A 19,348-nucleotide genomic window follows, 5' to 3' on the forward strand; every position below is an offset into this window, starting at 1 on the left:
CAGGGAGGGATCCCACAGGGACTTCCTTCGGTCGTAGCACCGCCGCGTAGCGGCGATGCTTCACAACTGAATAACCACCATGTATCATTGTGAACATGGACGAAGAATTGCCAACCAGCCAGGCGTTGACCTGCAAACTGAAACTGCTGCTGGACAAGGAGCAGGTCGTCGCGGTCCGGCGCACGGCATTGGCGTACCGTAATGCCCTGAATCACGCATCCGCCGTGGCTTTCGCCAATGGCAAGATGTCGCAGGGCATGAAGCTGCAAACGCTGGTGTACCAGGATTTGCGGGAGCGGTACGGATTGCTCTCCCAAATGGCTTGCAATGCTCCGCGACAAGTGGCGGCGGCCTACAAGACGTTGTGGGAACGCGCCAAATCCAATGCTGCCCATAAAGCGAAGGGCTGGACCAAGCGCCGCTACAAGGGACTGGACAAAGCGCCAAAATTCACCGCGCTGACCGTGAATCTGAACCACAAACGTGACTGGTCTCTGGGAAAAAACCAGACGGTCAGCATCAGCACTCTGAACGGCAGAATCCGATGCCGTTACGAAGGCTGGAACCGGCATCTGGACTGGCTGGAGCACACGGCGGATCGGGGAATCACCCTGGGTGCCGCCAAGCTCTGGCAGGACCCGGTCTCCAAAGCGTGGTATCTGCTGGTTTCCGTCGACAAGGCACTGGTCGAAAAGCCGATGGACCGCATCACCACCGTCAAAGGCGTGGATCTGAACCGTCGCAACATTGCGGTGGAATCTAATACACGCGGCAAATGTCGTTTTTATCACGGCGGGCACCAGAGGCATTTGGCCGAACATGCCGCCAGTACACGGAGTGCGCTGCAAGCGAAGGGCACTCGTGGGGCCAAAGCGGTTTTGAGGAAACTGGCGCTGCGAGAAAGACGGCTGAACGCGGATACGGCGCACTGTGTGAGTAAGGCCATTGCGGAGCCACACGCGATGGTGGGTTTGGAGTGGCTGAAGGATATCCGCAATCGTACCGAGCGTCGTCACTCGAAGAACGCTTCGGTGAAACGGCGCAAGGCCAACCGCAAGGTCAGCAGTTGGAGTTTTGCGGATGTGCAGGCCAAAACCGCGTACAAAACCCGGCTGTCGGGTGGTGTGCCGATTTGGGTGGATGCGGATTACACCAGTCAGGGGTGCTCTATTTGCGGGCACACCGGAAAGGAGAATCGACCCAATAACGGCCTGCTGTTTGTTTGTGCTCATTGTGGTCATACACTCCATGCCGATTTAGTGGCGGCAAGAAACATCAGTATGCGAACGCTCCTCATCCGGCAAGACTGGGTGAGGACGGGGCGATTGTCAGCCGTCCCTGAAGCATCAGGCGATGAAGCCAAAGCCGCGCGTCTTTCGAGATACGCGGAGTTGCGGTGGAGCCTGGATGCAAGCTCCGTCCTCATTGTGGGCCGCATGGCCCATTAGGGCGGAGTTGTTGACCGGCCCTTCTCGAGCAGAAACGGACCCAGGGCCAGGGCATCGAGAGGGCTGCTTGTGTAGGCCTCGATGGCGTCCGCCGGCGAACACGCGCGCATTCGCCCGCGCGTGGCAAAGTCGGCACTCAACAGAATCGGCACACCGGTCAGGGCGCCAAAGGCCTCGATCACATCATGAAAGAGTGGTTGCACGGCGCGCCCCACGGTCTGGACGCGAGCGGTTCCATCGATATGGGTGGCGGCCGGGATGCGCGGGCGCTTGTCGCTGCGTACGCGGGCGACGAAGGATCGGAAGGGGGCCGCACGCGCGTCCTCGAACCAGTCACCCACAGCGGTTGCCGCAACAGCGCATGCCACCGGCTCGAAGCCCTCGCGTCCGGTGAGATCAGTGAGCGCCCCGGCCATCGTCGGTATCGTCGGCGCCGCCAGAACCAGGCGGCTACCCAGGGCCTCCCGCCCGAACTCCATGGCCCCCTGAAACCATCCCACAGTCTTGCCGCTGGCAAGCCGCGCGGCGACCGCCACGGTGATGGCCGGCGGCCGGCCATAGGCGAGATGGGCGCGCGCGAGCAGGGCCTCTATCTCCTCGGCGGTAAACTGGGGACCCCAGCAAGTATGCTCTACGGTGGCGTGCGCCACCGAACGGCGCAGGGTGTGGTCAACCCATAATGCCGCCCCCACCGCGGTACCGGAGGCCCCGGCGACCGGGGATATCCACAACCCCTCGAAAAGTCCCGCGTCCCGCAGGGCACTATTAAGCAAGGCGTTACGGAAAACCCCGCCGGCGGCGGTGAGATGCCGCGCACCGGTCTGGTGTTTCAACCAATCGGCGAGCCCGACCACGGTCTCATTCAGGCACTCCTGCAAAGAGCAGGCGATATCTTCGTGGCGCGCCTCGATCGGCGTGCCCGGGGTACGCGGCGGACCAAGGCGCTCGCCGAGCTCCTCGGCGGCCACCGTATACTGAGCCGTATGCGGGGCGCGGATCACGATATCCCTGAAGGCCTCGCGGAATCGCGGCTTGCCGCCGGCCGCCAGGGCGCTGACCTTATCCTCCCCCGGACCGGGCACGAAACCGAGATGCCGGGTCACCCGCTCAAACAAGAGCCCCAGGGAGTGAGCGGCATCGACTTTCCCTATGGTCTCGATCGCAAATCCCCGTCCCAGGCCATAGGTGGTGCTTGCCTGCTCCCCGCGCGCGTTGACACACAAGATCGCGGCATTATCGAAAGGCGAGGTCAGATAGGCGGCCGCGGCATGCGCCTGCTGGTGGGCAACGGCATGCCAGACAGGGCGCGACAAGGTATCGTTGGAAAGGTTCGCCTCGGCCGAGCGCATATCGACGCAATGCCGAACCCAGTCGATGGCGCCCAACGGCAATGCCGCCCACCACGACTCCTTGGCGGGCGCGCGCGCCGACATCTGCTCAGGCACGGTGGCCGAAGTCCCGACGAGCATCGGGTCCCAGCCATAGGCGATATGATCGACGTCGGACAACGCGATACCGCGCCGCGCAAGACACCAGGAGACGCTGGCCGCGGGCCACGCCGGACCAGGTTCGTGCACGACCGCGGCACCCTCACTCCTCCGGCGCACATCGCCCCCCTCGAGCGCAGCGACGATATGCCCGTCCTCGACCAAAACGGCGGCCGGTTCATGGAAGGCCCCCGTCACCCCGAGCGTCAACATAAGACGCGGCGCGGCGCATTCGCGCCCTCCTGCAAGAGCTCGATGACGGCGTTTACGACTTGCCGTGGGCTCACGTCTTCCAGGCAGCGATGATGCCCGCTCGGGCAGACACTCTTGAAGCAGTCGCGGCACGGGACGTCCGCCGACAAGACGCGCGCCGCGGCCCGCCAGGGCGCGTGCTGTGGGTTCGTAAGGGCGTAGAGCACCACCACCGGTGTTGCCACGGCAGCAGCCAGATGCGCGGGCCCGGTATTGTTGGTCACAACGACGTCTGCGGCATCGAGAATACCCGTGAACTCGCGCAGCGAGACACCGCAGGCCACGGGCGCCTCGCTGGCCGCGGCCGATCGGATACGTTCCACGAGCGCGCGCTCATCTTCCGTCCCGGTCAGGACGCAGACAGCCTCGGTCTCCCGTTCGAGTCCCCGCAATACCGAGGCATAAGAGGCCTCAGGATAGCGCCGCGACGGCGCCGATGCCCCGGGGTGCATGATGATCAGCGGTCGCGAATCGCGCCGATACACGGCCCCTCGCTCGCGGAATCGCCGTGATATCTGGATCTTCAAGCGATCGTCGGCCAGCGTTGCCCCGAGATGCCCGACAAGCGCGAGCTGGCGCTCCACCTCGTGCCGTATGCCCTCCTGCGGCTCTCTCTCACGGACCCAGGTCGTGAGCAGCGCATAAGGATTCTCCCGGCAATGCGCGGCGCGGCGGGGAATGGCGGCCAGGTGGCACAATAGAGCTGCCGGCAGCGGACTCTGGCTAAACACGGTGAATATCACGGCGCCATCGAAGCCCCGCGCACGCAAATGTTCTATGAGGGCCTGATCAGCCTCGACATCACCCTCGCTGTCTTTCATCCAGGGCGCCTTGTGGACGATGAAATCGTCGATCCCCGGCAAAAGCGCGGCACACGCCGCAGCCGCCGGCGAGACAAGCGCGGTCACCGTGCGCCCCGGCACGGCCTCCTTCAAGGCGCGCAGGGCCGGTCCCGTCATGAGCAGATCGCCCATGCCATCGAGCCGCACCGCCAAGACCCGTCGCGCGCCACTCCAGTCTTGTGCGATCATGGACGCGCCGCGGAACGCGGACGCACCGGACGCCCGGGCCCCGTGGCGTCGATGATGAAATCGGCGGCCTCGTCGAGATCGCGCGCGATGTAGTCTGGTACGCGCCGATCGGAGAGCTGCCACTTGGTCTCGTTACCATTGTCGATAAGGACCGTGCGGCAGTGGGCGGCGCAGCCCGCCTCGATATCATCCAGGATGTCGCCTACGCACCACGAATGCGTCAGATCGAAATGTCCATCGCGCGCCGCTCTTTGAAGGAGGCCGGGGCGCGGCTTGCGGCAGGTACAGGCCGTGGCGTAGCGCTTGACACGCCCGAGGGGGTCGTGAGGACAATAATAGAAACCCGCCAACGGTACGCCGAAGGCACGCAGAAGATCGCGCAGCCGCTCCTCGACATCGCGCAAGGCGTCTTCCGTGAAGTATCCACGCGCCACGCCGCCCTGATTGCTCACTACCACCAGCCGAAAGCCGCGTTCATGGAGACGCCGCAGTCCGGAGCGGGCCCCCGGCGCGAGCCGCATGCGGTCAGGGTCCACGTTGTATGGGACATCGTCTATGAGGGTGCCATCCTTGTCGAGAAAGACGGCGGCATCGCGTATCAGGGCCATGAGGTCTCTCGCATCGGCAAGACCATGATCTCGGGGATGACCGTCTCCGCCGGCTGCGACAGCACAAACCGCACGGTGCGCGCCACGTTCGCGGGATCCTGCAAGGTCGCCTGATCGATGTCCGGGAACCGGTCGAGCAAAAACGGGGTGCGCAGGCCCCCGGAAATGACGGCCGTGACCTTGATGTTCAGGGGCCGGGCCTCGACATGGAGTGCATGACTCAAACCCAGGAGTCCCCACTTGCTGGCGTGATAGGCGCTGGCATTCGGCCAGGCGCGCTTGGCGGCGGTTGAGACGATATTCACGATATGCCCCCCACCCTGTCGGCGCATGTGGGGCAAGACCGCCTTGGCGGCCAGGAACGGTCCGGTCAGATTCACGCCGATGATGCGCCGCCACTCATCGACCGGCATCTCTTCTACGGATACCGTGAGGTCCGTGCCGGCATTGTTGACGAGGATGTCGCAATGGCCGTGATGCGCAATGATGTCCTCGAGCGCGGCGCTCACGGAGATCGGGTCGCCGACATCGAGTGCCCGCCCCTCCACGGAATACCCTTCCGCACATAGACCCTGGGCGAGCTCTTGCGCTTTACCCTCCCGGACATCGCCGGCGATGACAAGCGCACCCGCCTCCGAAAGGTCACGGCACAATGCCGCACCCAGACCCTGGGCCCCGCCGGTCACGAGCGCCACGCGTCCGGCGAGCGGCCCCGGGCGTGGGTCGCGAGCCGCCGGCTTGTCCATCCTCCCTTGCGTGTGCGCCAAGGAATCATCCATCGAGTGTCCTCCTTTAATTCAGAAATGAACGGGGCGGCTCCGGAGGTTCGGTACAAAACGCCGGCATCCTCCCAAGGCTCGTGTGGGCGCGCGCCTCCAGGACCTCGGCATACGCGCGATCGACCAGTTCGGCGACCCTCTGCCAGGTAAACAAGGTCGTAGCCCGCGCCAGGGCCTGCCGGCCCAGTCGTCGTAGCTCCTCGGGGGCACGCAGGGCGTGGGCCATGTAAAGGGCGACGGCTGCCGGGTTATGGGGCGGGACGAGATAGCCGGTCTCCTTGTGGCGCACCGTATATTTGATGCCGCCCACGGCCGACCCCAGGACCGGTGTCCCACACGCCATGGCCTCGAGCGGCGTGATCCCGAAAGGCTCGTACCAGGGGGTCGCGACGAACAGGTCAGCGGCGCTGTAATAGGGGCGTAGCTGATCGGGCCTGCGCCGCCCGGCAAATGTCACTTGGTCGGACACATGGAGACGCGCCGTCAAGGCCTTGAGCCGGCCGATCTCGGGGGTTACGCGGCCGTCCGGACAATCGGTCTCCCCGCCCACGATGATGAGGCTTGCCTCCAGGCGGTGCTGGTCCCGGAGCCGCGCCATGGCCTCTATGATGGTATCCACCCCCTTGCGTGGCACCATGCGCCCCACATGCACGAACAAGGGCCGGTCCGGCACCACACCGACTTCGCGCCGGGCCGCGTCCTTATCCATGGGCCAAAACTGCGCGGGATCGAAACCGCACGGCACGAGCCGCAATTTGTCCGAGGCGGCCCCGTAAAAGACCCCCAGATCCTTGGCGTCCTGCGGACATTCGGCGAGAATGGCATCGGCATCAGCCACGATCTCCGACTCGATCAGGTTGCGCTCCCTTGGGAATTCATCATTTACACCCTGATGGAGCTGGCGAACCGCCCCCAAGGCATGGAAGGTCATGACAAACGGGATACCCCAACGCTCGCGCAGTTCGCGCGCCACCAGGCCCGACATGAAGAAGTTGGCGTGAATCAGATCGTATCGCCCTCGACCCTGCCTGAGCCACGACTCCATGTAGCGCCCAAAGTCCCCCATGTACGGCAACAGGTCTTCCTTGCGCACGGGACGCGCCGGACCTGCCGGGACATGGATGATGCGCACCCCCGACGTCCAGTCCACGATCTCCGGCAAGCCCATGTCGTCGCGCCGCGTAAACACGTCCACGCGATAACCGAGCCGCGACAAGCCCAGGGCGACCTGACCGACATAGACATTCTGACCACCGCAATCACAGCCGCCGAGGATCGCGAGCGGCGAAGCATGCTCACTTATAAGCGCAATCCGCTTGCTCATTCAGGCCTCCTGCCCCTATTTTCTCGTTGTAAGGCGCCCGTAGCTGCGCCGCCGCCGCCAATGCCAAATCCCAGTCGCGCGCGAATCGTGTCAGGGAAAAATGAAGGGACGCGCAGCGCCGCGCGCCCTCACCCAGGGCCTTCGCCCGATCCGGTCGCGCAAGAAGTTCCCGCATTCTGCGTACCGCCTGTTCCATATCGGTGTAGATGTAGCCCGATACCCCGTTGCGTATGACACACGGCATCTCGGTGGTCGCAAGCCCCACCACCGGGACCCCTGCGGCCATGGCCTCGCAGACGGCAAGGCCCAAACTCGTGTAACGGATCGGATTGAAAAAAAACCGATAACGCGCCATGAGCCCCGGAAGCTCATCTGCGGCAATCTCCCCGAGTCCACCCAGGACCTCCGAGCCCATGCCCACGAGATCGAGCGGTACGCGGCGGCGGGCGTACTCGAACACATCGCACCCGAGCCTGCGACCACGCCTTGGCAGATCATTGACCACCACGAGGCCGCGCGCGATCTCGCCTGTGTAACGCACGTGAGGTGCCACCGCCACCCCGTGGCGGACGACGCGCACGGGCGTGCGGCCGTTGTCCCACATAAGGGCATTGAAGTGGGTGACATGCACCAACAGCACCGTCGGATCATCGACGATGTGGCGGGTGTCCGTCGGATGGCCCCGTGGCGGATCGTGCTCGATATAGATCTGCGGAAGCGCGCGCTGCGCCGCGGTGAGCAACTCGTACTGGTCGTGTTCATAGGGCTTGGGCGACTGAAACACGATCGCATCCAGCCCGAGATTACGCACCTCATCGGCGTCCACCTCGCGCAGATTGGCAGGCCACGAGCGCCCACCCCGACGCCCGCCGTACCCCTCCGGCCGCCCCGGTTTCACCGGGACATAGAACAGGTACGGCAGCTGGCTCAGGTAGTAGAGATAGCTGCCATGGACATGCCATGTCAGGATGCGCAAGGGTGAGCGCCTCGTACCGCCGCCGTCTAGCACATAGCCCTCCCCGTCTCCTCGTACAGATCCCGCACCATGCACAGGAACCGGTCGTCTGCAACTCCGCCACGGGCGTCGAGCACGCGATGATGCAAGGTATTCTTGGGCGCCCAGCGCACGGGGTCGGATGCACTCACCGCCACGAGACTTGGGGTACCCACCGCGGCGGCGAGATGCGCGGGCCCGGAGTCGTTGGTGACGATGCAACGCGCCCTGGCGACGAGCGCCCCCAGGTCCGCGAGCGAAGTCATGCCCGCGGCGTTGATCACACGACTTGTATTCCGTGCTATATGCGCGTTGCGATCCCACTCCTCGCGGCCGCCGGTCAGCACCACGCGCACCTTGCTCGCAAGCCACGCCACGACCTCCGCAAAAAACCCCGGTGCCAGGCGCCGCCGCGGATCGCGGGAGCCCGGATGAACGACGACATAGGGGGCGTCGAACAGGTCAGCGAATGGTGCCGTCCCCTTAAGGCGCGCGAAATCCTCGATGTGAAGCGGAAACTCGAGATCGGCAGGGCCATCGCCGGCGAGATGCCGCACCAGAGCCAGAAGCCGGTCGATCTCGTGTCCCGAGGGATATGGCAAGAAATACCGGCCATACCGCATACCGGCGCCCACGAAGCCAGCCATGCGTCGCGCGGGCCACTGCCCGACGATGGCGTTCGTCACGCGGCCATCGCCATGAAGTTGAATCAACCAGTCGAAATCCTTGGGAAACGCCTCCCGGAAGCGCTCGTAGGCATCGTACCCGGCATCGCTCTCCGGCAATTGCGGGTGCCCTGGAAACGCCAGAAAATCGTCCACATAGTGACGGTAGCGAGCAATGAGTTCGCGCGCCCACGGCAGACCTATGACCGTAACATGGGCGCCTGGAGAGGCCGTGCGCAGGGCGCGTAGCGCCGGCACCGCGCATAACATGTCGCCCAGATGCAGCGCGCGGAATACACCTATGCGCCCCGTGCAACCGTGCAACGGCAAGAGGTCCCCGCATGTCTTAGGCCGTGCGTCCGTCACGTGCGCCCCCTGGAGAGTTTGCGGAATCGCGCACTGCGACGATTCAGCATGTATCATTGGAAATACATGACGGCTCGACTGTATAGCGGAAGGTCGTGCACGGAAATCGGTCGAACGACGGAGCGCTAAGGTCGCTCGGCGACGCGGGGCCTATCCGGAATGGAGACGAAAAAACGATGATCGAGCGCTACGGGGATCATGCCGCCAACGAACGCACCTACCTCGCATGGGTGCGTACCGGGGTCGCGGTCATGGCATTTGGATTTCTGGTCGAGAAATTCGACATCTTTCTCATCTATATCGGCAAGGCGCTGCATAAGAGGACCGGCGCGCACCATGGGTTGCACACAGCCGAGATTCTGGGAATGGGGCTCGTCGCCCTGGGGATATCCATGATGGTCGGGGCATCGATACGCTTTGTGCGCACGCGCCGCGCCATCATGGCCGAGGGCGTCGCACGGGGCCCGGGCAACCCGGCCCCTTATGTCGCGATGGTTCTGGCGCTGGTCCTGATGGGGATCACGCTGCTCATCTACCTGGCGCAGGTGAGCGGCCGCCCTTGACCATGATGGCGCGGCGGGCCGCGATCACCCGGGGCTCTCCTTGAGGGTCGGCAACCAGTTCCACATGATCATAGGCCCCGGAGCGTCCCAGCAGGAGCTCCAGGGACACGGCCTGCCCGACGCCGAGCTCAAGGAGCAGCCAGCCGCCGGTCACCAGAAATGGTGCCGCGTCACGGATGAGCCGCTGGTAAATGGATAGACCATACGGGCCGCCGTCGAATGCCTGCCGCGGTTCGTGGTCCAGGAGATCCTGGCGATCGCGGCTCAGCCTGTGGCTCGATATATAAGGCGGGTTGCATACGATCACATCACAAGCCCCGGCCCCGCTCGCGGCGAGCGGCTCGAACAGATCACCGGATGCGACATGGATACGTTCCGAAAGCCCGAGGCGTTGGGCGTTCCGCAAAGTCAGAGTGGCGCAGTCCTCCATGAGGTCGCTTGCCCAGACCTCCGCACCGGGAATGGCGTGGGCAATGCCGCAGGCGAGATTGCCGGAACCACAACACATATCGATCACGCGCGCGCCGAGGCCGTGAGCGCCGCGCGCCTCGCGTAACCGTGCCACCGCCTCCCACCCCAAAAGCTCGGTCTCGCTGCGCGGTATCAGGACCCCGGGGCCGACTGCGATCTCGATCCCCATGAAGCGCTGGCGCCCGAGCACATAACCCAGCGGGATGCCGCTTGCACGGGCGCGCGCCATCGACACCGCCCGCTCTCTCACGTCCATCGGGTCCAGCTCCATCTCCCGGGTCTCGCTCACGATTCGTTCGCTTTCCGCTATCGGATCATCGATACCGCCCGCAATGAGAATATTCTGTATGGCCCCCATTAACGCCCCGTCATCCTCCGCAATATCCATACCCGCTCTCCTTGGCATCCCGATCACGCCCGAAACCTTGCGGCCGCGCGATCTTCCGTGCCTGAGACTGTCTCCCATTTCCCGGACCCAGTTCAGTCCGTCATTGGCCGGATGAGACCGCGATGACCCAAGCACTCACCCGCCCGGCAGAGAAATACCAGTAACCTTTTTGTAGAGAGATACCGCGTAAGTGTCTGTCATTCCAGATATAAAATCTGTCAAGCGCAAGAGACGCTGATAGGGGTCTTCATGAACTCCGCCGTTTGGTCCGAGAAACTGCGCCGGCACGAGCTTCAGGCGCATTCGATCCCGGGCGTTGATCCGACCGCGGGCCTGGGCCTCGATCGCCGCCCCGAACACCGCGAGCAGCCCGGCCAGGACCTCGAATCCCGCGGCCTCGATCTCCACCACCGGCGGCGCCATGTAGATACGCTGCTCGCCGAGACGGCGCAATGCCTGCATGCCACCTGCGGCGCTCACCTCCGCGAGCAACGGGACATCGCAATCTCCGGCGCGTAACTGATCCTCGATTGCCAGAAAGCGCTGTGCCGCCTGCTCTACCAGGGTATTGATGCTGCGCGCGCGTAGATATTCGATGCGCCCCTTGTCGTCATTCATGCCGGCCAGGCGCCGCGGCAATGCCGGATCGTTGATGATCCCTGCCAATACCCCCTCCACATCCCCATAAGACAGAATGCCGAGTCGGTAAGCGTCTTCCACATCGACAACGTGGTAACAGATGTCATCGGCGGCCTCCACAAGGTAGGCCAGCGGGTGACGCGTCCAGACGCCGTCGGCGCGCGCGGTAAGCCGCAGTCCCAGGGCCGCCTGCGCGAAATGCTCCTCGTCGGCCGCCATGAAGCCATGCTTGCGCAGGCTGACCGCCCCCGAAACGGGATCGTGACGTGCGCCGCGGGGATATTTCGTAAACGCACCGAGGGTGGCCAGGGTCAATTGCAGGCCGCCGCGATTGTCCGGGCTCTGTAGCCGGGTCAGGATTCGAAACCCTTGCGCATTACCCTCGAACTGCAAAAAGTCCGCGCGCTGGGCCTCGGACAAGGATGCCAGAAGATCCGCGCCCGTGGCATGGGTCTCGAAGAAAAGGCGGATGGCATCTTCACCCGAATGACCGAACGGCGGATTACCGATATCGTGGGCAACACATGCCGCCGCGACGATCGCGCCTATGTCAGACGGCGACACCTGAAGATCCTCGATCTCCGGATAGCGCGCCTTGAGGCCCGCGCCGACGAGCGTACCGAGTGAGCGTCCGACGCTCGAGGCCTCGAGGCTGTGCGTGAGACGCGTGCGCACATAATCGCTCTCCGCCAAAGGGAACACCTGGGTCTTGTCCTGGAGTCGCCGGAAGGCCGAGGAGAAGATGATGCGGTCGAAATCTCTCTGAAATTCACTGCGCCCGGTGGTCGGCGACCCGTGCACCGCCGATACCCCAAGACGCGCCGACGTCAGTAATGAGTGCCAACTCATGGCCTCGCCCATAGCCTGCCCCCGACCCCCCTTCCGATCCACCGCCGCCTCCACCGATACCGCCAGACCATGATCCTAGCACGGGCCTGCCCGCGATATGAGTGCAGAGGCCCTGTTCGCCGGCGCCTAGCCCCCGAGGGTGCGGTCCTGTGCCCGAAACCAGCGGAGCGCCGCCTCGAATTGATCCATGGTGAAGTCCGGCCAGTACTCGTCGACGACAAAAAAGTCCGCATACACCGATTGGATCGGCAGGAATCCGCTCAGGCGCCGGCCGCCGCCCCAGCGCACGATCAGATCGATCCTGGATACGGCCCCCGATCGTAAGCCTCCATGGCGCAGGCCCTCTATATCCCAATCCCAACCGTAATTCACAAGCAGATTGACCTTCATACCAACCCCCTGCCGCTCCCGATAGACCCGCAATTCCTTCGGGAATACGCCAGAGTCCTCGTCGCCGAGCACGAGCAGTGCCGCACCCCGCCCTTTCAGCTCATTGGCAAAGCGCACACACGCCTCGGAAAACGCCTCCTTCTGGGCCGCCGGCCGCTTGGTATTGTCGCGCGTGAAACCGTAGATCGATATCTCCTTTACGCCGATGTCCCGGCAGTGCTCGAACAACCGCACCCCCGGCTCTACCCCGAACCCATAGCCATGCTCGCGCGCAAGCCCCCTGTCTTGCGCCCAACGCCTGTTGCCGTCGGGAATGAAACCTATGTGCTGCGGAAGCGCAGTTCTCATGAGCCCCTCGATACCAATCGTCCGCGAGTCTACGCGCGCCCCCGGCGCTGCGGCAGCGCCTAAAGGGGTGAACGTAAAGCGGACAGAGCCGTAGGGTTCGCGCCATGCCTTAACACAGCCGTCCGCCGGGACCGTATCCCCGTAAGTGACCGACAAACACCTGTCATACCTAAGACGCCTCTTGAGGGCCCGTGATTGCTCCTCCATTCTGTCCGGTCTGCCGACACGCCAGAACCCTTGGGCACGCCCTGCGTGACACACCCTTTTTGCCGTGCGTCTCGCCATATGCCGGGGAGGCACACGGCGCGCGGCATCACATCTCATCCGGGTCATCGGACCAGGACCCGGGTCTGGTCGCGGCACAGTTCTATCGATTACCCGACACCCTTGCCGTGCCATGGTCCGGAGACCCCCCAGGGGCCCCATTGAGATACGACCGCCCATCGTTCAGATTCCGCCGCGCATAGACTTGCCCCTTGCGCCCATGAACGCCGAATCATCTCAGGTGCGCCGACACGCCATTGCCAAAAAACGACCGTCCGTCAGCCCGCTTCAACCAGACGCTTCCATACATCCCTTAGCCTTGGGACTTCATCAGGAACGGCTATGAGCCATCCTGATGGGTGAGCCACCATGCATTCCGTTGCCAGGGATCGGGAAATCACGTTTGTGTCGACCTGCCTTTATAGGGATGAAACTCGCAGGATGATGCCTTGACGGAGAAAGTCACAATGGTTGGTACGAATACGTCTTTCCTGAATAGCGGTCACTCGTTTAAGAAGCTTTTGCTGCCCCTGGCCATCGCCGCCTCCCTGTCTGCGTGCGTGAGCGGGGGCACCGGCAGCGGCGCCGGGACCACCGCAAGCCCTGCCGCCCAGCCCTCCAGCGGCGGCGCGCCAACAAACACCAGCGCCAATAGCAACGCCAGCACCACCACCCCCATCACCGGCAGCACCATCCCCATGGGGCTTGCCTTGAACACCCCGGGCGCCGGCACCGGCCAGACGTACTATGTCGCGACGACCGGCTCGGACAGCAATAACGGGCTAAGCCCGCAGACGCCGTTTCTGACGATCCAGCATGCCATCGAGGCGGTGGGGCCGGGCGGCACGATCGAGGTCATGGGCGGCACCTATCCGGGCGGCATCACCATCGATCACCCAGGCACCGCCAACGGCTGGATCACCCTGGAACCCTACCAGAACCAGCAGGTCACGATCGACGGCAGCAACACCATGAACGATGTGTTCTTCTACAACACCACCGGGGCGCCCACCTACTGGGAGGTGAAGGGGCTCAATATCACCAATGCCCAGCAATACACCGTGCAGATCTCGGTCCCGGACGTAAAGCTCGTGGACAATGACATCTCCGGCGCCCATAACGACCTCGTCAAGCTCGTGCAGGCCGCCCACAACGTGGTGATCTGGGGCAACAAGATCCATAACAACAACGCCGCCCCCGGCAGCAACGCCCAGGGGGTGGACATGGTCGGCTCGCAAAACGTGCTGGTGGCCCACAACACCGTCTATAATGTCGCCTCGATCGGCATGTACTGCAAGGGCAACGCCGGCAACATCACCTTCGAGGACAACACCCTCAACAACATCTACAGCCGCGGCATCATGCTAGGCGAGTCCACGGGCGTCGAGTGTCGCCTCGATCGGCATGTACTGCAAGGGCAACGCCGGCAACATCACCTTCGAGGACAACACCCTCAACAACATCTACAGCCGCGGCATCATGCTAGGCGAGTCCACGGGCGTCGAGTACCTGCTCCCCGGCAAGACCTACGAGTCCTACAACAGCATCGTCAAGAACAACGTCATCACCAACGACCAGAGCGCGTGTCTGGCCGAGTCGTCTTCCTACAATGCCGAGATCTACAACAACTCGTGCTATAACACGGCGATCGTCCTACAACAGCATCGTCAAGAACAACGTCATCACCAACGACCAGAGCGCGTGTCTGGCCGAGTCGTCTTCCTACAATGCCGAGATCTACAACAACTCGTGCTATAACACGGCGATCAGCCGCCATGGCGGCATCATGATCTCGAACGAATCCGCGCTCCATCAGGCCGGCACCAACGTCTACATCCGCAACAACATCCTTTATAACTTAACGAATCGTCCCATGGAGGTCATTGCGCCACACGCCATGACCAACTACGCGACACTCCATATCGATCACAATATGTACTACAACCCGAACGGCGTCACCTTCGAGTGGGACGACAAGAACATCTACGGCATGCCGTTTGCCACCTGGCAGAAGACCACGGGCCTTGACAAGTACACAGTGGTCGCCAATCCGCTCTATGCCAGCACCTCGACACTTACGCTGAGCGCCAACAGCCCCGCCATCAACGCCGGTATCGTCCTACCATCCGTGACCCACGACTTCAACGGCGTGGCGCGACCGACGAGCGGATCCTACGACCTGGGCGCGTACCAATCCGCGCAATAAGCTCCTTCATGGCATCATCCTTTGCCCCGGCCTCGCCGGGGCCTTTTTCCTCGGGCGCCCCCTTTCCGTAAACACACCCCCCCCCCCCCCCCATCGAACCGCAGAAAAGCGCATCCCGCTCCACCGCCGCCCTACTCCATGGCAAAAGGCGCTCGCTTGCCACCAAAACCTCTGGGGCCATCAGATACCGTGGTCGTGCTCAAAAACCGGCCACGCGCCCCGTTGCCATGCGCACCCAGAAGCTCTAGTCTTGTGGCGCCGCCCGAGTGGCGAAATTGGTAGACGCAAGGGACTTAAAATCCCTCGGTCGTAAGGCTGTGCCGGTTCGAGTCCGGCCTCGGGCACCAAGTAAATCAATGAGTTACAGCGATACTCCCAAGACCTCACAAAACCCTGATTTCTCCGTGTAAGCACTATGTAAGCAGTTGGAGCGATTTGGGGCCTATTCGGGGCTATCCCGCCATCCCCTTGACTCCCGGCTAGAGTCGGGTTATTCAGGGCGAACACGATAATAAAAAGGCGACCTCAACGCCAACTTTGTACGATTCAATCATGGGAGGGCCTTATGCGTTATTGGGTCTGGATGATGGTCTTGCTCTTTCCGATGTCAGCGGTGGCTGTGACGCGCTCCGCCGAAATTACGTCTTTCGCACGGTGCGAGCTGAGTGCATCACGGACAGCGTACCAAGAGGGGTTGTACTGGCACCGCGTCCTTACTACCGTCGCGCATCCCATGTCACAGTGGCGCTATGTGAAGGTGTGGCGGGCCGATATGGGGGCTCACGGTCTTCAAAGAGTTTTTGCATGTCGGGTCCCCCATCCGCACGGAATGGGTCGAGAACAGGCACTAGAGAATCCGGCCTTAGCGGCCGCTCAGAACCGGCCACCGAGCACGGTGCAACTGGGACCACCTGTGCATGAAGCCATGAGCGCCGCTGACAGCATCGTACATATCGAGAGCGAGTACGGCATGAGCTTGAATAAGCCCGAGTTTCTGGCTAACTACCCGCGCCTTGTGGCCGCGCACCGCATCCTACTCACGCTTGCGCACTAAGCCTTCTCAAAAAGCCCCATAACTTCCTCCACAATCTTGTCCCGGTTCCGATAGGCCGCTGTGGCGAGGAAGGGCCGGGGCGGCAGAAGGTTGGTGCCAGTCTCGCGCGCGCGTTTTGTCGCGCTGTTTCCGTACTGCGTCCTGAACCTTGATATTTGTTAACAAGCGCGATGCCTGTTGATCAGCCGTCTTGGGACTGTAGCCCGAACTGTGCGCCATTCGGCTTTATCCATGGCACGGCAACCGTCGCAGTACCCCATGACGCATTACGCGTGAGAAAGTCAGGTTTTGTTAGGTTTTCTCACCTTTCCGCCCCGCCCGGTATCGCGCCAATGCTTCCAGACTGCGCTGTCTTCCTTCGGGCGTCCGGGGGCCTGTGCTCATGCCGCCATGGTTTGGGCACCGATGGCCGCCACCTAGACCTTTACGCTTGCAGGGGTGTCCGTCTCGACAACGAGCCGCGCATCGGACCTCGCCATCTGCATCGACATAAGGCCGATGGTCGTTACGGTAGCCCACGAGTACGCCTTGGGCGCGGTTCTCGCGTTTCTCTTCATTGAAAGCCAAATGAACTAGGGAAACAGGCATACCCAAAGATCGGGCCAGTTCGCGCATCATGTTCATTTAATCCCCCTGCATCCTCGTTTCGTAACGGTTGCACAATTCATTCAGATACCGTTGCATAAGCCATTTGTGCGTCTCAGGGTCGGGGTGCGGGTGCATGACTTGTCGAGTTAGGGCTTGCGCCAGAAGTCCCGTAGGCGCTTGGGTTACGTCATCAGTAATGCGGCCCAAGGCTTCATGACGGAGAGCCCGCGAACGGCGCATGCGATCAGCCGCCGTCATGGCGGTTTTGAATAGTGGCTTCCGTCCGGCCATGCATCCCCCTAATTCGTAACGGTTGCACAATAGCGTATCACGTTCCATTTTGCTCATGCGAGCTTCTTTGCCGCTTTCGCAGCGTCATAGTAAACGTCCCGAAGCTTCAGACCTTCCGCGCAATATCTGTTACGGGGCGCATAACAGCAGCCCGTAGCCTGTGCCGGTCCGAACAAGTGGTTATAGAAAGCTTCGGCCAGCTTGGCGACTCGTTCAGCTTCGGTGCGCTTCAATCCTCCCTCATGTTCCAGTATCCCCGCCCGTTCCTGTGCCGCCTCTAAGGCCGCCCTTGCCGCGATAACCTGCCGGGCCTCAGTGGTGTGGGCTTGGTTCAGACCATGCCTATCCGGTTGGCGCCCAAGGGCGCTACCTGTAGTGGCTACGTTTTGGCCAAGGTAGCCGAATGATGCCAATTTCCGGCGTACAGCGCATCGTAGGTTGGCCCGTCCACACGCGTGCCTATGCCGAGAACCGAGGCGAACGCCGTCATGGGGTAGAAGCGCCGGTTGAACCGGAACACATACTCGTCTCATCAGGGAACATGCGCTGAAATTCCAGCAGAGTTGTCGGAAAAGGCTTGGCCATGCCAGAACACTACCCATAGTGGCTTTGGGCGTCAACCGGATAGGCATGATTCGTACGAGCGGGGACCCTGGTGGTCCCCGTGTTTTTATGGGCGGCACATCCCCCGCGAATTTCGCGTCGGGCCTATAGAGATACCGGGGCGCCCGATAGGCTGAACTTGGCCACCCGAGACCGTTTTGATGGTCCGGAGATGGAGCTCAGCCATACTTGCCGAACTGAGGCTGTACCGTTCGTCGGCTGCGGTTGCAGTCTGTGATGTTGTTGTCTAAATTATCTCGCACCCAGTCGCCCGTGCATTCCGAATTGTCACCGTATGGTGCGCGTGGCCGGAAATCTCCGGTCTAGGATGCCACGGGCGCATTTTTGCCTTTTTGCGCATCATCTGAAGTTCCACACGTTCTCGATTTTCCCCTTCAGCTGACCCTGCCAACGGGTGGCATTCTTACGGGCATCGGCGTTGTACGACCGGGCAATGGCCCCCGCCGCCATGTCTGCCAGCTGGATGAGCGTATCCTGGCTGGAATCGACAAATCGCAAGTCTTCGATGGCACCAGGCCTAGCGTTTTCCCGCAAATAACGCCACAACTCCCGCCGGAACTCACGATTGCCGCTGCCGTCAATTTTCAGCCGCGCCTTCTTGAGCACCTGACCGTCGTGGGTCACCATTTGACGCACAAAGTAGCGATAGAAGTCTTCCTTTTCGGTTCGCAAGTGCGTGCTGTAAACCCGCGCTTTATCGACCACGATGGCGCGCACGCCGAACCGGAATGGCCGCACGGCCTGAAAGAATCCGTCGCGCACATTATCGCAACACTTGTTGAATTTAAACTCGGTCTTTACCCGCAGGGCCAGTTTGGCTTCCCGGATGGCCGCGCTGGCCCGCTCGGCCTCCTGGCGGTCGCGAAAAATCACCATGGCCAGGACGAAATGCGACGTAGACCCCTTTGTCACCTTGAATCCCGGGTCACCGCTTTCGTCGATAAACACGAGCACCGGCCGATTCCTTGATAAGGTAGCCGTCAGTATACATCGTGCGCACCCCGTCTCCACGGCAGAGATGAGCGAATTTCGCGTAGGCCCTATCTCCCCGTGTTCCACACACGGGAGACCCCCATGAAACTGCATGTGACCCTCGGCCGCGACGTCAGCGAGTACACCTCTTTCGACGTCGAGATTCCGGACGACCAGTACGCGGAGCTGCGCAAAACTGGCGGGCTGGACGCATCCCTCGCGCACACGGCCTGGACTGCGCTTGAGGCCGACCTGTTTTATAGCTTCGCTAGCGACCCGAGCACCGCGCATAGCCTGCGCATCGTCCGGGCGGAGATACCCGGCGTGGCGCGCGTCGCAAAGGACATAGCGCTCGAGCCCAATACCGCAGCGGCTGGCCAGGCCCTGCTCAAGGCCCTGGCTGCCCTGAGGGAAGGCTGCCCGGCCGCGGTGCGCCCCGCGCTCGTCGAAGCCGTGCGCGCCTTGAGCGTCGCACACCCCGCCGCGCGCGGAAGCGAACGGCAAGACGCTTCTCCGCGGACCCACGAAGACCTCGTCCAGGCCTTGGTGGACGCCGCGACCTACGCCCCGGAAATCGACCTGGCCGACATAGGGGCTCCTTACATCTTGCGTCATAACCAGAGGCTCTACGTCATGTTGCCAGCCGTGGCCAAAGATACAACGGCCAGTTAAATCTTCATGGCCGACCATGGCATGGCCGGCCCGCCCCGCGGCCTGTTTCGGCGCGGGGTTTTTTGCGCCCCCCGT

The 19,348-nt window shown here is 62.6% G+C and carries 19 protein-coding genes, 1 tRNA gene and 1 pseudogene; 7 read left to right on the forward strand and 14 right to left on the reverse strand.

All coding sequences use genetic code 11. The features are described from left to right. The first annotated feature begins 95 nt into the window (after positions 1-95). The gene (locus tag C4901_RS08990) at positions 96-1,448 is read left to right on the forward strand and encodes an RNA-guided endonuclease TnpB family protein (RefSeq protein ID WP_110137042.1); all 1,353 of its coding nucleotides are present in this window, start codon (positions 96-98) and stop codon (positions 1,446-1,448) included. Here the strand turns inward: C4901_RS08990 and C4901_RS08995 are convergent. The 7 genes from C4901_RS08995 to C4901_RS09025 are packed head-to-tail and all read right to left on the reverse strand — an operon-like array spanning position 1,445 to position 8,954. After that, positions 1,445-3,148: a carbamoyltransferase C-terminal domain-containing protein gene (locus tag C4901_RS08995; RefSeq protein ID WP_110137043.1), complete on the reverse strand. Its 1,704-nt coding sequence runs from the start codon at positions 3,146-3,148 to the stop codon at positions 1,445-1,447. The two genes, C4901_RS08990 and C4901_RS08995, sit on opposite strands and share 4 nt — an antisense overlap. Continuing rightward, entirely contained in the window at positions 3,142-4,218 is a 1,077-nt protein-coding gene (gene waaF / locus C4901_RS09000) for a lipopolysaccharide heptosyltransferase II (RefSeq protein WP_110137044.1), read from the reverse strand. Before waaF ends, C4901_RS08995 begins: the two co-directional genes overlap by 7 nt. Then, entirely contained in the window at positions 4,215-4,826 is a 612-nt protein-coding gene (locus C4901_RS09005; RefSeq protein WP_110137045.1) for an HAD-IIIA family hydrolase, read from the reverse strand. The genes waaF and C4901_RS09005 overlap by 4 nt, the downstream gene beginning before the upstream one ends. Beyond that, positions 4,817-5,605 (reverse strand): SDR family oxidoreductase, encoded by a 789-nt coding sequence (locus C4901_RS09010; RefSeq protein WP_205735909.1) that lies wholly within the window; start codon positions 5,603-5,605, stop codon positions 4,817-4,819. The genes C4901_RS09005 and C4901_RS09010 overlap by 10 nt, the downstream gene beginning before the upstream one ends. A gap of 13 nt (positions 5,606-5,618) precedes the next feature. Next, positions 5,619-6,929, reverse strand: a complete 1,311-nt coding sequence (locus C4901_RS09015; RefSeq protein ID WP_110137046.1) for a glycosyltransferase — start codon at positions 6,927-6,929, stop codon at positions 5,619-5,621. Continuing rightward, positions 6,901-7,905 (reverse strand): glycosyltransferase family 4 protein, encoded by a 1,005-nt coding sequence (locus tag C4901_RS09020; RefSeq protein WP_110137047.1) that lies wholly within the window; start codon positions 7,903-7,905, stop codon positions 6,901-6,903. Before C4901_RS09020 ends, C4901_RS09015 begins: the two co-directional genes overlap by 29 nt. A gap of 26 nt (positions 7,906-7,931) precedes the next feature. Beyond that, a complete protein-coding gene (locus tag C4901_RS09025) occupies positions 7,932-8,954 on the reverse strand; it encodes a glycosyltransferase family 9 protein (RefSeq protein WP_168185642.1) in 1,023 nt (340 codons plus the stop codon). Positions 8,955-9,130: 176 nt separating this feature from the next. Here C4901_RS09025 and C4901_RS09030 point away from each other — a divergent pair, with 176 nt between their 5' ends. Next, the gene (locus tag C4901_RS09030) at positions 9,131-9,517 is read left to right on the forward strand and encodes a YidH family protein (protein ID WP_110137049.1); all 387 of its coding nucleotides are present in this window, start codon (positions 9,131-9,133) and stop codon (positions 9,515-9,517) included. Here C4901_RS09030 and C4901_RS09035 read toward each other — a convergent pair. The 3 genes from C4901_RS09035 to C4901_RS09045 form a co-directional block, all read right to left on the reverse strand. Beyond that, a complete protein-coding gene (locus C4901_RS09035; RefSeq protein WP_205735910.1) occupies positions 9,483-10,376 on the reverse strand; it encodes a peptide chain release factor N(5)-glutamine methyltransferase in 894 nt (297 codons plus the stop codon). The two genes, C4901_RS09030 and C4901_RS09035, sit on opposite strands and share 35 nt — an antisense overlap. Positions 10,377-10,511: 135 nt before the next feature. Continuing rightward, positions 10,512-11,906 (reverse strand): deoxyguanosinetriphosphate triphosphohydrolase, encoded by a 1,395-nt coding sequence (locus C4901_RS09040; RefSeq protein WP_205735911.1) that lies wholly within the window; start codon positions 11,904-11,906, stop codon positions 10,512-10,514. Positions 11,907-11,990: 84 nt separating this feature from the next. Continuing rightward, complete coding sequence (locus C4901_RS09045) at positions 11,991-12,602, reverse strand: undecaprenyl diphosphate synthase family protein (protein ID WP_110137050.1); 612 nt, start codon at positions 12,600-12,602, stop codon at positions 11,991-11,993. A 713-nt stretch (positions 12,603-13,315) separates the two neighbouring features. On the opposite strand from C4901_RS09045, the gene C4901_RS09055 reads away from it, so the two are divergent. The 4 genes from C4901_RS09055 to C4901_RS18885 all read left to right on the forward strand — a co-directional run bounded on the left by C4901_RS09055 (position 13,316) and on the right by C4901_RS18885 (position 16,126). Then, positions 13,316-14,506 (forward strand): right-handed parallel beta-helix repeat-containing protein, encoded by a 1,191-nt coding sequence (locus tag C4901_RS09055; protein WP_145960674.1) that lies wholly within the window; start codon positions 13,316-13,318, stop codon positions 14,504-14,506. Next, positions 14,476-15,072, forward strand: coding sequence for a choice-of-anchor Q domain-containing protein (locus C4901_RS09060; RefSeq protein ID WP_145960675.1), 597 nt, complete (start codon positions 14,476-14,478; stop codon positions 15,070-15,072). The genes C4901_RS09055 and C4901_RS09060 overlap by 31 nt, the downstream gene beginning before the upstream one ends. A 260-nt stretch (positions 15,073-15,332) precedes the next feature. Beyond that, positions 15,333-15,419 (forward strand) — tRNA-Leu (locus tag C4901_RS09065). A gap of 578 nt (positions 15,420-15,997) precedes the next feature. After that, positions 15,998-16,126, forward strand: a complete 129-nt coding sequence (locus tag C4901_RS18885) for a hypothetical protein (protein WP_255410670.1) — start codon at positions 15,998-16,000, stop codon at positions 16,124-16,126. A 6-nt stretch (positions 16,127-16,132) separates the two neighbouring features. Here C4901_RS18885 and C4901_RS19360 read toward each other — a convergent pair whose 3' ends face one another. The 4 genes and pseudogenes from C4901_RS19360 to C4901_RS17660 all read right to left on the reverse strand — a co-directional run bounded on the left by C4901_RS19360 (position 16,133) and on the right by C4901_RS17660 (position 18,583). Next, complete coding sequence (locus tag C4901_RS19360) at positions 16,133-16,345, reverse strand: terminase small subunit (protein WP_110137054.1); 213 nt, start codon at positions 16,343-16,345, stop codon at positions 16,133-16,135. Positions 16,346-16,417: 72 nt separating this feature from the next. Beyond that, on the reverse strand, positions 16,418-16,750 hold the full coding sequence (locus C4901_RS19365; RefSeq protein WP_370445896.1) for an HGGxSTG domain-containing protein: 333 nt from the start codon (positions 16,748-16,750) through the stop codon (positions 16,418-16,420). 634 nt (positions 16,751-17,384) lie between these two features. Continuing rightward, positions 17,385-17,534: pseudogene (locus C4901_RS19370) on the reverse strand (IS1595 family transposase); the annotation flags it as partial. A gap of 434 nt (positions 17,535-17,968) precedes the next feature. Continuing rightward, a complete protein-coding gene (locus tag C4901_RS17660) occupies positions 17,969-18,583 on the reverse strand; it encodes a DUF3800 domain-containing protein (RefSeq protein WP_168185643.1) in 615 nt (204 codons plus the stop codon). 120 nt (positions 18,584-18,703) lie between these two features. Between C4901_RS17660 and C4901_RS17665 the strand changes: the two genes are divergently transcribed. Further along, the gene (locus C4901_RS17665) at positions 18,704-19,273 is read left to right on the forward strand and encodes a hypothetical protein (protein ID WP_168185644.1); all 570 of its coding nucleotides are present in this window, start codon (positions 18,704-18,706) and stop codon (positions 19,271-19,273) included. The last annotated feature ends 75 nt before the right edge of the window (positions 19,274-19,348 follow it).

Origin of the sequence: Acidiferrobacter sp. SPIII_3 (assembly GCF_003184265.1) — a bacterium.
Taxonomy (GTDB): Bacteria; Pseudomonadota; Gammaproteobacteria; order Acidiferrobacterales; family Acidiferrobacteraceae; genus Acidiferrobacter.